Source organism: Vreelandella sulfidaeris Esulfide1 (genome assembly GCF_054072535.1).
This window is the reverse complement of sequence record NZ_CM133364.1, coordinates 2,519,823-2,533,371: the sequence shown is the minus strand read 5'-3', so window position 1 is coordinate 2,533,371 and position 13,549 is coordinate 2,519,823. Positions and strand designations below refer to the sequence as shown.

General features: G+C 52.5%; 13 protein-coding genes. 3 read left to right on the top strand and 10 right to left on the bottom strand.

Annotated elements, in window-relative coordinates; genetic code table 11:
- Positions 1-29: 29 nt before the first annotated feature.
- The 4 genes from ACW44H_RS11870 to ACW44H_RS11855 all read right to left on the bottom strand — a co-directional run bounded on the left by ACW44H_RS11870 (position 30) and on the right by ACW44H_RS11855 (position 3,031).
- Positions 30-476, bottom strand: a complete 447-nt coding sequence (locus ACW44H_RS11870) for a hypothetical protein (protein ID WP_113270843.1) — start codon at positions 474-476, stop codon at positions 30-32.
- An 88-nt stretch (positions 477-564) separates the two neighbouring features.
- A complete protein-coding gene (gene rimK, locus ACW44H_RS11865) occupies positions 565-1,473 on the bottom strand; it encodes a 30S ribosomal protein S6--L-glutamate ligase (RefSeq protein WP_113270842.1) in 909 nt (302 codons plus the stop codon).
- 43 nt (positions 1,474-1,516) lie between these two features.
- Positions 1,517-1,957 (bottom strand): ATP-dependent zinc protease family protein, encoded by a 441-nt coding sequence (locus ACW44H_RS11860; RefSeq protein ID WP_113270841.1) that lies wholly within the window; start codon positions 1,955-1,957, stop codon positions 1,517-1,519.
- Between the two features lie 36 nt (positions 1,958-1,993).
- The gene (locus tag ACW44H_RS11855) at positions 1,994-3,031 is read right to left on the bottom strand and encodes a DUF3549 family protein (RefSeq protein WP_457504660.1); all 1,038 of its coding nucleotides are present in this window, start codon (positions 3,029-3,031) and stop codon (positions 1,994-1,996) included.
- A gap of 300 nt (positions 3,032-3,331) precedes the next feature.
- On the opposite strand from ACW44H_RS11855, the gene ACW44H_RS11850 reads away from it, so the two are divergent.
- Entirely contained in the window at positions 3,332-3,664 is a 333-nt protein-coding gene (locus ACW44H_RS11850; protein WP_457504659.1) for a YqcC family protein, read from the top strand.
- Positions 3,665-3,758: 94 nt separating this feature from the next.
- On the opposite strand, the gene ACW44H_RS11845 is transcribed toward ACW44H_RS11850, so the two are convergent.
- The 6 genes from ACW44H_RS11845 to ACW44H_RS11820 all read right to left on the bottom strand — a co-directional run bounded on the left by ACW44H_RS11845 (position 3,759) and on the right by ACW44H_RS11820 (position 11,733).
- Positions 3,759-4,385, bottom strand: coding sequence for an OmpW/AlkL family protein (locus ACW44H_RS11845; protein ID WP_457504657.1), 627 nt, complete (start codon positions 4,383-4,385; stop codon positions 3,759-3,761).
- Between the two features lie 270 nt (positions 4,386-4,655).
- The gene (gene putP, locus ACW44H_RS11840; protein WP_457504655.1) at positions 4,656-6,146 is read right to left on the bottom strand and encodes a sodium/proline symporter PutP; all 1,491 of its coding nucleotides are present in this window, start codon (positions 6,144-6,146) and stop codon (positions 4,656-4,658) included.
- Between the two features lie 350 nt (positions 6,147-6,496).
- Entirely contained in the window at positions 6,497-9,688 is a 3,192-nt protein-coding gene (gene putA / locus ACW44H_RS11835; protein WP_457504654.1) for a bifunctional proline dehydrogenase/L-glutamate gamma-semialdehyde dehydrogenase PutA, read from the bottom strand.
- A gap of 162 nt (positions 9,689-9,850) precedes the next feature.
- Complete coding sequence (locus ACW44H_RS11830; RefSeq protein WP_113270836.1) at positions 9,851-10,672, bottom strand: AraC family transcriptional regulator; 822 nt, start codon at positions 10,670-10,672, stop codon at positions 9,851-9,853.
- 24 nt (positions 10,673-10,696) lie between these two features.
- Positions 10,697-11,056, bottom strand: a complete 360-nt coding sequence (locus ACW44H_RS11825) for a hypothetical protein (protein ID WP_113270835.1) — start codon at positions 11,054-11,056, stop codon at positions 10,697-10,699.
- A 269-nt stretch (positions 11,057-11,325) separates the two neighbouring features.
- Entirely contained in the window at positions 11,326-11,733 is a 408-nt protein-coding gene (locus ACW44H_RS11820) for a CBS domain-containing protein (RefSeq protein ID WP_113270880.1), read from the bottom strand.
- 282 nt (positions 11,734-12,015) lie between these two features.
- Here ACW44H_RS11820 and ACW44H_RS11815 point away from each other — a divergent pair, with 282 nt between their 5' ends.
- Together ACW44H_RS11815 and ACW44H_RS11810 are read left to right on the top strand one after the other, a co-directional pair.
- Positions 12,016-12,558, top strand: coding sequence for a YqaE/Pmp3 family membrane protein (locus ACW44H_RS11815; RefSeq protein ID WP_457504653.1), 543 nt, complete (start codon positions 12,016-12,018; stop codon positions 12,556-12,558).
- Positions 12,559-12,646: 88 nt separating this feature from the next.
- A complete protein-coding gene (locus tag ACW44H_RS11810) occupies positions 12,647-13,516 on the top strand; it encodes a carboxylate/amino acid/amine transporter (RefSeq protein ID WP_457504652.1) in 870 nt (289 codons plus the stop codon).
- Positions 13,517-13,549 lie beyond the last annotated feature (33 nt).

Below are 13,549 nucleotides of genomic sequence, written 5' to 3'. Positions count from 1 at the left end.
CTCTACAAACCTACAACCGTTTCCAATCCTTAGCGGTGCGTTTTGCGCTTTTGCAGCGCATACAGTTCGCGGATCAGCTTACGGCATCCCTGCATACATTCTTCTACCACCGGTTCGATAGGGTCGGGTAAGGGATGCGTGAAGAGCGAGGAGAGAGCTTGCATCAAAACGCGCTCTTGCTCTAGCAGTTCATTGATCAACACTTGGCTATCGTTACCCACAAAGCTTTTTAGGCGACTCCACAGCCATAAAAAGTCATCGCGTTCAACGTCTGCATCACGAGGCAGCATTTTCAAATGCGCACGGGCAAGCTCCTGCAGCTTACGCATCTGCTTAAGCCGCTCAGTATAATGGGGCTTTAAAGCGTCGCGCAGTGAGGGCCGCAGGCGTTCGATATTGTCTTGGAAATAATCAATGCTATCGGCCAGCGCTTCCAATACGCTGTCCATCGCCACTTGGCGATTATCGAGAAACATGAGCGTCTACCTCCTTCGGTGACGCAGATTGTGGGGGGGGCAGCGTCGATTTGCCACCCCTGAATCGGATTATTTTAATATTTTTGCCTTAGCCTTTAGGCTTGGGTGGCGCTTTACGGGCAGGCATGGCATTTTTTTCAATGTGTTCAATGATCATGCCAGCAATATCCTTGCCAGTGGCGTTCTCAATCCCCTGCAATCCAGGCGAAGAGTTAACCTCCATAATCACCGGGCCGTGATTGGAACGCAACAAGTCGACACCCGCCACGCGTAGGCCCATGGCCTTGGCGGCACGAATGGCCGTTGAGCGTTCTTCCGGGGTAATCCGAATGACGCTGGCGGTGCCACCGCGGTGTAAGTTCGAACGGAATTCACCATCCGCCGCCTGACGTTTCATTGAGGCCACTACTTTATCACCAATAACGAAACAGCGGATGTCAGCACCGCGCGCCTCTTTGATGTACTCCTGCACCATGATATTGGCTTTCATTCCCATGAATGCTTGGATGACGGATTCAGCGGCCTGGTTGGTTTCCGCCAATACCACGCCAATTCCCTGGGTACCTTCAAGCAGCTTGATCACCAGCGGGGCGCCTTTAACCATAGTGATCAGGTCGGGAATATCATCAGGTGAGTGCGCAAAGCCGGTAATCGGTAGTCCCAGCCCTTTGCGCGATAATAGCTGCAGTGAACGCAGCTTGTCCCGTGAGCGGGTAATAGAAACGTTGTCGTTGATAACGTAGGTACCCATCATTTCAAACTGGCGCAGCACCGCGCAGCCGTAAAAGGTGACCGAAGCACCAATTCGCGGGATCACTGCATCAAAAGGCTCAATCTCTTCGCCTTTATAATGGATTGAGGGGTGATGCGAGGTAATGCTCATATAGCAGCGCAGCGTATCCACTACACGAGCGGTATGCCCACGTTGCTCTGCGGCTTCAATTAAGCGGCGGGTAGAGTACAAGTTGCGATTGCGTGAGAGCAGAGCGATATGCATGTAAAGAGACTCCGAGCCTATAGTAAGGCGACTAATAAAAGGATTATGGCTCACCGTGCAAAAATGCAGCACCGGGTGCAACTAGCAGGCGACGCATGGCACGACGTCCTAGTAGCATGGGGTGGCGCATGTTGCTGCGGTCAGTCAGGGTCAGTTCAACCGGAAAATTCAAATCGCCCATTTGCATAGGGGTGCGTATAACATAGCGCCACTCACTATGGCCGTTGGAACTGGTGACTCGGCGTCGATCATGCAAGTGCAAACTGTATCGGTGGGCCGGTGTTGTTGGCCCGCCACTGTGGGTTATAAAACTGACCCACAGCTGACCATGTTCATCTTCATGCGTCTCTAGCTCTTCTGCATGCAACGCAGACGTCCGCGCGCCAGTGTCTGCTTTACAGCACAGGTGAAGCCCTAGCTCAGGTAACGTCACCATCTCACGGCGGCCAATGACCGCCTTGGCCTGATAGGGTAATTCCTTCACGGCTCACTCCTTGTCATTAAAAGTGGCAACATCAGATCATGCCTTTCTCTGCGACAGCATCAAGTTTAAACGGCGTTGAATAGGAGAATCAGTCGGTGCATCCCGCAGTGCCATCATGACCGGTAAGCGCAACCGTGGGATAAGAGCAAGGTCACGCACTACGGCGGCAAAGTCGCTGTGCGCATCTTCGGCCAAGCGTTGCAGAAAAAGTGGTAAACGCTGAGCATCTTCAAGATGTTGCCAGCCGCGCCCCGCGATGGCTGCTAGTACATCAGGACCACAGGCTGCTGTGTCGTTGAGTAAAGCCGTGTACCAATTGCCCACCGCTGAACCCTTTGTATTTCCCACTCCACGCAGGCAGGCGCATAAAGTCTCCATGTCGCCCGTTTGTGCGGCGGACTCGCCGCAATCATGCAGCGCGGCAACGAGTGCCGCTGGCAGTGGCTGATGCTCTAAACAGTAACACACAGAGTGGATAACGGCGGTAGGCAACGTCGATAGTCGCAGCGCTAGTGATTCAGCGTCACGTGTTTCCATCCTTACGACGTAATCGGCAATCCCTTGTAATCCCAACGCCTGCCAGTCAATCGCTTGTTGACCGCTAAGGTACGCGTCCACTGGTTCAAAATGCTGGCTGGCAGATAACCCTCTATCATGGTTAGCGCGCGCATTTAACATAGCTTGAAAGGTGACATTTGGCGTGAAGGCGAGTGGATTATCCTTCATTAAATGGTCCACGTCCGCTGTTTCTTCACGGCCTACCTGAGAAACAGCTCGGCCTAACGTTTCCAAAAGACGATTTAAAAACGCATCACGCTGAGCAGGGGAAAGCATGCCCTGTTCATCCAATGGCAGGGCTAGAAACCAAATGGCAGGTTCAGGCATATCGCCCAGTTGAAACAGAATGGCTAAACGAGCTTGACCTTGCCAAGGCTCTGGCCAAGCCATCTCGCCACGTTCAAAGGCAGCAAGTGACGCCCGCGGGCAAGTAACGACGTGCCGGCCCATATGATAGAGAGAGATCTCGGCACCGCTGCGGGTAAAAAACTCATCAAGGGTTTGAATCGGTTGCATGACATCCTTCCGCGTTGCAAGCCTGCACTCTACCTTGATGATGTGTCACTGTCAGCCGCAGTGATTGATAAACATTGCGCTAATGCCTGCCGTTAATGACAGTGCGGTTAAAAATTAAACAACTGGACGCAAGCCGCATGGGAGCAAGGCTGGCGAAACCTTTCCATAGTTTATCCACAGGCTCGTGCAGGTTTTCTGTGAGTCTATGGATAACTTTTTTCAGGCGATCTCAATTGGCAAGCCGTGCACTGAATGGGGATAATAACCAGGCAACAGAATTTTTCATTTTTTAAGGTGTTTATGGATACTTATCAGCCGCTGCAGACAGCGCTACTTGAGCTTGAGGCGTCGATGAAAGCCGCCAATTTATGGCGCATGCCGACACCGGATGCAGATGCATTTGCTAGCCAGCAGCCGTTTTGCATCGATACGATGACGCTGCCTCAATGGATACGCTTTGTGTTTATTGCTCGCTTGAACGCATTAATTGATGCACGGGCTGCCATGCCGGCCAAGTGCGAGGTTGCTCCCGCCGTAGCGGCCTATTTGCAGCAGGAAAAAACACCCGCCCATCACCAACTGCTTGTTGTTCGGGCCGTTGAGAAAGTGGACCAGTTAGTCACAGAAAACTGAGCGGTTGTTAAAGAGGCATGTCATTGAAAGCACAAAGCCCGCCGCAAGGCAGGCTTTATAAGGTGGCATACGTAATAACGGTTCTACAGGCGGCTTAGAAGCGGTAGCTGAGGCCCGCCATCACAACGACTGGGTCGATCTCAACGGTGCCAGCATCTGTGCCGCCCACTTTGACATCGGTATCGATGTCGATGTACCAAGCTGCAGCGTTTAACGCCCAATGATCATCAATCAGAAGATCGACACCTACTTGGCCTGCGGCGCCCCAAGAGTCATCAAGGTCTAAATCACCAATCGCCAGTTCTTCATCGGAGAAGTGCGTGTAGTTAATACCGGCGCCGATATAGGGCTGTACGCGAGCTTGCGTGCCACCCAGCGGGTAGTACTGCAGCGTTAAAGTAGGCGGTAAGTGCTTGGTGGAAGCAAGGTTATCGCCGTTTAAATGGATGTCGTGTTCAAATGGCAGGGCTGCCAGCAGTTCCACGCCGACTTTATCGTGGAAGCGATAGCCCAAGGTGAACGCGAAATTGGTTTCATCCTGAACATCCACTGATAGCGCACCGTTGGCCAGTGAACCGTTGTCGCTGGTGGGGGCGACTTTGGCAACGCCAACGCGGGTGAAAAAGTCGCCAGCGCCGTAGGCGAATGCTTGGCTGCTGGTCATCAATGCCGCAGTGGCAATACTGGAAACGAGTAAGGTGGAAAGGGCGGCTTTACGCATGAGTTGACTCCTAGTGGCGTTGCTAAGCGGCTACTGATGAGCCACTTCATGATGTTTAAGAGTCTAATGAAGAGGGGACAACGGATTATTGATCTAGGGCAAGGGTTGGCTGTCTTCGCGCCAGATTCGCTGTTAACAGAATGATCTGAGGCCATGAAAAAGGCCACCCGAAGGTGGCCCGATCGCATACAGCTCAGAAGAGCTGTAATGCATGGACCTTCCCAAGATCGGTGTACCTGACACGGGAAGGCCTCATAACCCACTTATTGATTAGCGGGTGATGTGCTGATACTCACCAGCATCGGCAGTCATACTGCTGACGGCTATGATGGCAATCATAGAAGCGATGAAGCCAGGAATGATTTCGTACACGCCAGGGCCACCCATGAATTCACCGTTCCAACCCAAGGCAATCCAGATCATGACGGTAGCGGCACCTACCACCATACCTGCGATAGCGCCGGCGCCATTGGTACGTGACCACATCAGTGACAAGATAATCAGCGGACCAAACGCAGCACCAAAGCCTGCCCAAGCATTACTGACTAAGCCCAATACCTGGGAGTCTTCATCAGAGGCAATAATGGCGGCCACAATACCCACAAGCACGACGCAGACACGGCCTACGGCCACACTCTGTTGCTCGGTTGCATTCTTGTGGAAGAACAGGCGATAGATGTCTTCTGTCAGCGATGATGATGCCACCAGCAACTGACTGGAAATAGTACTCATGACCGCAGCAAGCAGGGCAGCATAGAGAAAGCCAGTGACCAGCGGATGGAATAACAGATTCGCTAGGATAATAAAGATGGTTTCCGGATCCTCGACATCCAACCCATTACGGATGGCATAGGCCCGACCAAATATACCCAGAGAAACGGCACCAATAAGGGAAATAAGCATCCAGCCCATGCCAATGTTACGGGCAATCGGAACATCCTTTTGTGACCGGATGGCCATGAAGCGCACAATGATATGTGGCTGCCCAAAATAGCCTAACCCCCAGGTAACCGCAGACAGCCAGCCGATAAAGGTGAGCCCCGACGTCCAGGATAGCAGCGTGGGATCGACCTCATTTAGGGTCTGTGATGCTTGGGAGAAGCCACCACCGCCTTCGCCGAACAGTACCACCGCAGGCATGATCACCAGCGCTAACATCATGATGCAGCCCTGTACGAAATCCGTCATGCTCACGGCCAGGAAGCCACCTACAACGGTGTAGATAAGCACCACGCCGAGAGTGATCATGACACCCATGCCGTAGTTGCTCATATCGCCAAAGTTATAAACGCCTGTAAACGCGTTTTCAAACAGCTTGCCGCCTGCCACTAAGCCTGAGGCTGTATACACCGCGAAGAAGATAACGATAACGATGGCCGATACCGTGCGCAGGGACAGCGCGCGTGTTGGGAACCGGTTCGCCAGGAAAGCTGGAATGGTTATCGCATTGCCGTAGTGAATCGTCTGTTCACGCAGACGCGGTGCAACCAAAATCCAGTTGAAGAGTGCCCCTACGAGCAGGCCGATACCGATCCAGGCGGAGCCCAGGCCTGAGACGAACATCGCCCCGGGTAAACCAAGCAACAACCAGCCGCTCATATCCGAAGCACCGGCCGAAAGGGCCGCCACTTGTGGGCTGAGGGTCCGGCCACCCAGCATATAATCTTCTGAGGAAGACGTAGATTTGCGCATGGCGTAAACGCCGATGGCGATCATGAGCGCAAAGTAACCAAATAAACTAATCCAAACACCAGTAGCCATGAAAGTTCTCCAGTTCGTTAGAACGGAACTAGGCTCTGTACGAAAAAATGCCTGCGTTCGCCGACTTTTCGTACAACCCTAGCGCCGACAGGTTCAGCGCCTTTACCGAATGGAAATCGGTAGCAACACCGTCTTTTTTGTTAACCTATTTTTTTATTCACGTGACTGGCCCCGGCGAGCGCCCATGAGAAATGTTGTCGGAGAGGTGGTTTGTACGTTGATACGAACGGTTCCCTTCGCCCTGCATAAGGCCTAGATAGGCCATGAATGTGGAGGCAATCCCTATATTATTGTCGACCATAAGATGGTTTCCTGTTTAGGAGTTCAGGTTAATGATATTGATGAGCGACTTACTCATCACCTAGCGCCAGCAGCGACGCGTTCCCGCCTAAGGCAGCGGTGTTGTTAGTAATCGTTTTCTCAGTCACAAAACGATGCAGATAGTGAAGGCCGCCGGCTTTTGGCCCCGTACCAGAAAGCCCTTGGCCACCGAATGGCTGAACACCCACCACTGCCCCGATGATATTACGGTTAATGTAAACATTACCGACGCGCATTTTCTGCGCTATTTCTGCGGCAAACGATTCGTTACGGCTATGCACGCCAAACGTCAGGCCATAGTTGCGACCGTTAATGTCATTAATAACCTTATCAAGCTCGCTGGCTTTGTAACGCACGATATGCAGTATGGGTCCGAACTGCTCGCGGGTGAGCGAATCGATGCTATCAATAGTGAAGGCGACAGGCGCCACGAAAGTGCCATCTTGGGTATGTTCAGCGGCCATCGGCGTTTCCGCTACTAGCCGGTTTTCGGCTTTTAATTTTTCGATATGCGCTAGTAACCCTTTACGGGCATCTTCGTCGATGACGGGGCCTACATCGGTACCTAAATCACGAGGATCACCAATATGTAGCTCAGCCATCGCGCCCTCAAGAATCTCGATCACCCGGTCGGCTACGTCATCTTGAAGGTAAAGGACACGCAATGCCGAACAGCGCTGTCCGGCGCTCTGAAACGCTGATTGAATAACATCAACCACGACCTGTTCGGGCAGGGCAGTAGAGTCGACAATCATGGCGTTCATCCCGCCGGTTTCTGCAATCAGCGTAGCCAGCGGTGCATTTTCACGTGCTGCCAATGCGCGGTTAATAATTTGCGCGGTATCGGTACCACCAGTGAATACAACGCCGGTGATCCGCGGGTCGGAGGTCAACACGCTACCCACTGTGGGACCATCACCGGGTAGTAGCTGTACGACATCACGTGGCATGCCCGCTTCGTGTAATAGCTCAATGACCCGGTGGGCCACAATTGATGTTTGTTCTGCAGGTTTGGCCAGCACGGTGTTGCCGGAAACCGCTGCTGCGACAACCTGGCCGCAGAAAATCGCCACCGGGAAGTTCCAGGGGCTAATCGCCGCAAATACACCCTTACCACCCATAAACAAGCGATTGGACTCGCCTGTGGGGCCAGGTAGCTCTATTACCTGGCCGAAATCTTCCTCAGCACGCATGGCGTAGAAACGGCAGAAATCGACAGCTTCTCGTATTTCGTCGACACCATCAGTGAGCAGTTTGCCGCCTTCACGCGAGCAAAGCGCCATTAACTCTGGCATATGCTCTTCCATCAAATCGCCCAGGCGACGAACGATAGCAGCCCGTTCTGCCACGGGCGTGGCATCCCAGCGGTGGAAGGCGGTCCAGGCAGCATCCAGCGCCTTCGTGGCTTGTTCTTTAGTTGCCCACTGGACGCTACCTACGGTTTGGCGGCGGTCATAAGGGGTCGTAACGCTGTGGGTATTAGAGGCGTCGTCAGCGATATCAAAAGCGACCAGCGGCTTAACCGAATACTGCTTATCCATAAACGCGGCCATCTTCTCCATAAGCGGATAGTAGTGGCTACGGATATTCAGGTTCACACCGCGTGAATTGCGCCGTTTGGGCCCATAAATATCCTTGGGCAACGGAATGTTCATGTTGGCCAGATGCTTCTGCTTGCGCAAGGTTTCGATTGGGTGCTGGCATAGCCACTCGACCGGGACATCCGGGTCGACCAACTGATGAACAAATGATGAGTTGGCACCGTTCTCAAGCAGGCGGCGTACCAAGTAAGGCAGCAAGTCTTTATGCGCGCCAACAGGGGCATAAATACGGCAGTAGGTGCCTTTAGGCGCACGTTCAAGGGCAGCATCGTAAAGAGCTTCGCCCATGCCATGAAGGCGCTGAAACTCGAACGGACGGCTATCGTGGTTGGCCAATTCTAAAATAGTCGTCACGGTGTGAGCGTTGTGAGTAGCGAACTGCGGGAAAATACACCCGCGGGTGTCATTGGAGAGCAGGAACTGGGCGCAGGCGAGGTAAGCCACATCGGTACCCGCTTTGCGCGTAAACACCGGGTAGCCGTCGACCCCGAGCTGCTGAGACTCTTTAACTTCGGTATCCCAGTAAGCGCCCTTGACCAAGCGCAGTGGAATCTCGTCTCCTTGCTGATCAGCCAAACGATTAATGTAATGCAGTACGGGCAGGGCGCGCTTGGAGTAAGCTTGAACGACCAAGCCGAAGTGCCCCCAGCCTTTAGCAGCCTCACTTTCGTAAACCGTTCGGAAGACTTCCAGCGAGATTTCCAGGCGATCCACTTCTTCCGCGTCAATAGTGACGGCTACCTCTAGCTCGCGCGCTTTGCTGACCAGCTTGATAACCGTGTCGACCAGTTCGGCGAGCACCTGCTCTCGACGACCAAACTCATAACGCGGATGCAGTGCAGAGAGCTTGATAGATACCGACGGCGCCGGGGTTTTATCGCTTAAGGTTTTGCACGTTTTACCTACTTGCTCGATGGCTCGGGCATAGTCGTCAAAATAACGCTTGGCATCATCACGTGTGCGGGCCGCTTCACCCAACATATCGTAGGAGTAAGTGTACCCTTTATTGAACAGCGGCTTGGAGCGCTTCAAGGCTTCGTTAATGTCGCGACCCAGTACAAACTGCTTGCCCATGATCTTCATCGCTTCATACATGGCGCGGCGAATAACCGGCTCGCCCATGCGATTAACCATGCGATTAATGAAGTTGGCGGGTTGCCCTTCTTTAGGGTGGTCCATCTTCAACACGCGACCGGTCATTAATAGACCCCAGGTCGAGGCATTGACCATCCATGAATCACTTTTACCGACATGGGACTGCCAGTCGGCGGGGCCGAGTTTGTCTTCTATCAAGGCATCGGCGGTGGCTTTGTCGGGAATACGCAGCATGGCTTCCGCTAGGCACATCAACATTAGGCCTTCGTGGGTATCCAGGCTGTACTGCTGCAGCAGCTCGTCGATGGTATCGACGGCCGTGTCCATTTTACGAACATCCTCAACCAGCGCAGCAGTGTTGGCTCCAATGCGGGCAAAGTCATCGCGGTCGGCATTCAGCACTTCGATCAGCTCGCTGACATAGGCACTTTCGTCCACTATGTAGTGGTCGCTAATACGATCCATGAGAGTGTCGAGATCAGTTTGCCAGATGGCAGGGTCACGCATTTTCTTGGCATTGAGCATTGAAGCCCCCGAAAGTCTGAACAGAACGAATGGGTAACAGGGCATGACGCCCAAGCTAATAAGCGAATGTAGAGCGGCGCCACTTCAGTTGTATGTTGGTTCCACGGTAAAACGTGTCAATTCCTCGGCAAGAGGAATAAGGTTGCGACTTTAGTTGAGTCTCTAATGGCCTGCTAATGATCCTAGAGAAGAGTTCAAAGTACCAATCGCTACGGGCGACACATCCCCTTGGCGCAATTTGCGCGGCGACAGACCATAATTGCGCCGAAACGCATGGGAAAGCGCGCTTTGATTGGAAAAACCCGTCTGGAGTGCAATATCAGTAAGGGGGAGTCGGCTTTGCAGGATCAACTGACGAGCCGCATTTAGCCGTTGGCGTTTTACGTATTGCCAGGGGGAGAGCCCGGTTTGAGCACGGAAGCAGTCGGAAAAATGCGCCTCACTCAAGCAGACAAGCCGTGCTAAATCGGCGACACGTAGCTCCTCTGCAAGATGCTGGCGGATAAAACGATTTATACGCGTCAAGTCTAAGCGTCGTTGGTTGGGATTGATTGCTGAGCCTAACCTTGCTTTGAGTGAGCCCAGTAGAGTGGCGGCTAAACGGTCTTGCTGAAAGGAATTGGCGGAGGTGTCGACCCCTTGAGCAAGCTCGCTTTCCATAAAGGCTAGGTAATGACGCAATGCGTTGTCTAAGCCAAAGAAGCGGGGAGCGTCAAACAGTGCAACCAATTCACGGTTTTCACCCGTTAAGGCAGGGGCATCTTCTGGCAAGTCGAAAATCAATTGCCGATTATGTCCATGTCCTGAGTAGTAGTGCTCATGGTTAGCGGGCACGATACATCCCGAAAACGCATTGACACGGCCACCCAGCCCTTCAATTTCAAATTCTGATGAACCACACATAGTAATAACGATCTGATGAAAATCGTGCGAGTGGTGGTGCGTGGCGCTGGCTAACGGAATTTGTCGAATAACGCTGGGCATAGCAGGTCTCCTGAACCGCAACAGCTACTGCTGTCGGAGGGCCGTATGGGCGGCCAAGTGATCGCGAAGGGCCTTAAGCTCTGCCTGACCCTCTTCATTGAGCAATGGTTTACCCTGAGCAATCATCCAGCGACGCCCGTGCTGCTCCATTAAATGCGCGGCACGTCGTCTAATGCCGTCCAAGTATTCGTTGTGTCGAATGGGATAACCAATAATGGCATTCCACTCGGTTTCGCTCACTTGGCTGTTGAGTGCTTTATCAAACAGCGCCAATAAATCCTTCGGTTCGGTGCGATAGCGGGGGGTGCTTGAGTTCATCAATACCAGTATCACCGCACCAATCACTAGTAAGCACACCCCAAATACTAATAAATACAGCGCCATTCGCTGTGCTCCCAGGCGTTATCAGTTGATGAATTGCCCTTTAATTATACGCCTGACGTCACCAAGGTCGAAAATTTTACTTTTTTGCGAACTTTTCCAGCACAGCGTGTCTGAGTAAGTACAGGCAACATCGCGATAGCAGTCGCTAAAGTTGTTGTTCTGGCTCTATTGTTTTGATCCCTTGCTTCCGCTACTCATTGAGTAGCGGTTTTTTTTGGCTGCTACTTGGCTGTTATAGCTGGCTTAAAACAGTGTAACTGCCATAAACGTTAATGGCTGCGAATAGTCAACAGAGCAATGAGGATATCACGTCGTGTTACGATTCCTATCAGCCGCTGCTGTTCAACGACCGGGTAAACTTTGGGTTTTTGACCACGCATTTCCTGCGCCAAGTCGGTAATACATTTATTCGGCGACACGCAGAGTACTTCATGTCGCATCATCTCTTTAACCAGCGGTGCTTCGTCATCATGATAAATACTATCAAGTACACGGCCTATTACATCCTGCTCTGATATAAAGCCTATTAGACGATCAGCAGCATCAACCACCGGTGCCCCCGGTAAGCGGTGCAGGGCTAGCCCCTTGGCTAAGGTAGTGATTGATGCCTCTGGTGAGACGCGGTAGCAATCACGGGACATGATGTCGCGGACGGTGCTTGGGGCTGTTCTATTCATCATTGACACTCCTTGCTCATCGTAGTCAGCGCTGTGGCAACCATGGTGGTAACTAAGGCGCCGTAGGCAGTGCGTTCTGATCATTCGCCTGGCTAGGCATTAAGCTAGTATCGACTCTTTCACTGTAGGCGATTTAGCAGAAGGCGTACTGCCTGCAGGGGCTCTTTATTCAACGCTGTAAGTACTTGGCTAAAAGTGCTGGGCTATAAATACTGAATTTTCTAAGCCGTTAATTTTCTAATGCACGCGTTGTCTATTAATTAACGCATAAAGGAGCTTTCCATGGATGCACGTGAATACTTGAACCGTAAAGGGGTAGGTAATGACCGCGATCCCGATCGACCCAATACATTGGAAGAGAAAGCCTGGGAACGAGCCCGGGGCTCTGGACATCAGCGGCCTAAATCGGGTACGCCTCACGATTGGGAAGACTGGGAGCGCCATCACGATGACTTGGCAGAAGGGGCTGAAACCCTAGAGCAGAAAATTGATAAAGAAGCCCATCGTCTAGCCCAGGAGCGTGCAGCAAAAACGGCGAAGGAACCCGCTAGCGACGTGGAGCATTTTACACCACCACCTAAAGCAGAGCAGGGAGCGCCACCGACCGTGCCATCCGAAACGACACTAGCAAGCCAGGAGGAACAAGCAGTACCAGAGCCCGCAGCCTTGAAGTTTGCCTACTATGCCCTGGCGGTATTTTTGCCACCCCTCTCAGTCGGCTTAACACAGGGCGGATCAAAGCGTGTGGGTATCGCGGTATTGTTAATGCTGGCGGGTTGGCTGCCCGGTGTTGTTTATGCGATTTGGTGGTTGCAGCAACGTTAGTCAAAGGTTGTTGCTTGCGTTTACTGCTTGGCAGCTTCTCCCATGTGCGTATAATCCGCGTAAACTAATTCATGCGCCGAGGTTTACAATGGGTTATCTGATTGCTGTCACAGCACTCTGGGCATTCTCCTTTTCGCTGATAGGGGTTTATCTGGCGGGCCAGGTTGACAGCTACTTTGCGGTGCTTCTGCGGGTAACGCTTGCCATGCTGGTGTTTTTGCCGTTTCTTCGCCCCAGCCTTCTTCGTGGTAAACAAAGGCTCGCGCTAATGGGCTTGGGCGCCATTCAGCTGGGGGTGATGTACACCTTCTTTTATCAATCCTTTCTGCTGCTATCGGTACCTGAAGTACTGCTGTTTACCATCTTTACGCCTATCTATATCGCCCTGCTAGATGATCTGTTGTTTGGGCGCTTTACCCCTATTTATATTGTAACGGCACTGCTTGCTGTCGTCGGGGCGGGGGTTATTCGCTATGACGGCGTTGATAGCGGTTTTTGGGCAGGTTTTCTTGTTGTGCAAGGCGCTAACCTCTGTTTCGCCATTGGACAGGTGGGCTACCGTCGCTTAGCGGCCGATTTACCCCCCAGCTTGGCTTGGCATAACGTTTTTGGTTGGTTCTTTATTGGCGCGATGATAGTGGCGTTGCCTGCTTATTTATTATTCGGCAATAGCGCAGCATTACCCACCACCTCATTGCAGTGGGGTGTGTTGGCTTGGTTGGGATTAGTCGCTTCTGGCGTGGGTTACTTCGCTTGGAACCAGGGTGCCACTAAAGTGGATGCGGGTACGTTGGCGATTATGAACAATGCGCTGGTGCCAGCAGGTCTCATCGTTAACCTGGTCATTTGGAACCGGGATGCGGACATTCCTCGTCTGCTGTTGGGCGCTCTCATCATCGTGGCATCGCTATGGCTAAACCATTGGTGGAGCCAGCGTCGTCAAGCGGCCGTTAGTTAAGCCTATTTGCCCGATAGCTGACGTGTCTCCATA

Excerpts from the sequence above, each read along its gene's own strand:
- ACW44H_RS11870 (WP_113270843.1), bottom strand. The coding sequence starts at position 476 with ATGTTTCTCGATAATCGCCAAGTGGCGATGGACAGCGTATTGGAAGCG.
- rimK (WP_113270842.1), bottom strand. The coding sequence starts at position 1,473 with ATGCATATCGCTCTGCTCTCACGCAATCGCAACTTGTACTCTACCCGC.
- ACW44H_RS11855 (WP_457504660.1), bottom strand. The coding sequence starts at position 3,031 with ATGCAACCGATTCAAACCCTTGATGAGTTTTTTACCCGCAGCGGTGCC.
- ACW44H_RS11850 (WP_457504659.1), top strand. The coding sequence starts at position 3,332 with ATGGATACTTATCAGCCGCTGCAGACAGCGCTACTTGAGCTTGAGGCG.
- ACW44H_RS11845 (WP_457504657.1), bottom strand. The coding sequence starts at position 4,385 with ATGCGTAAAGCCGCCCTTTCCACCTTACTCGTTTCCAGTATTGCCACT.
- putP (WP_457504655.1), bottom strand. The coding sequence starts at position 6,146 with ATGGCTACTGGTGTTTGGATTAGTTTATTTGGTTACTTTGCGCTCATG.
- putA (WP_457504654.1), bottom strand. The coding sequence starts at position 9,688 with ATGCTCAATGCCAAGAAAATGCGTGACCCTGCCATCTGGCAAACTGAT.
- ACW44H_RS11830 (WP_113270836.1), bottom strand. The coding sequence starts at position 10,672 with ATGCCCAGCGTTATTCGACAAATTCCGTTAGCCAGCGCCACGCACCAC.
- ACW44H_RS11825 (WP_113270835.1), bottom strand. The coding sequence starts at position 11,056 with ATGGCGCTGTATTTATTAGTATTTGGGGTGTGCTTACTAGTGATTGGT.
- ACW44H_RS11820 (WP_113270880.1), bottom strand. The coding sequence starts at position 11,733 with ATGAATAGAACAGCCCCAAGCACCGTCCGCGACATCATGTCCCGTGAT.
- ACW44H_RS11815 (WP_457504653.1), top strand. The coding sequence starts at position 12,016 with ATGGATGCACGTGAATACTTGAACCGTAAAGGGGTAGGTAATGACCGC.
- ACW44H_RS11810 (WP_457504652.1), top strand. The coding sequence starts at position 12,647 with ATGGGTTATCTGATTGCTGTCACAGCACTCTGGGCATTCTCCTTTTCG.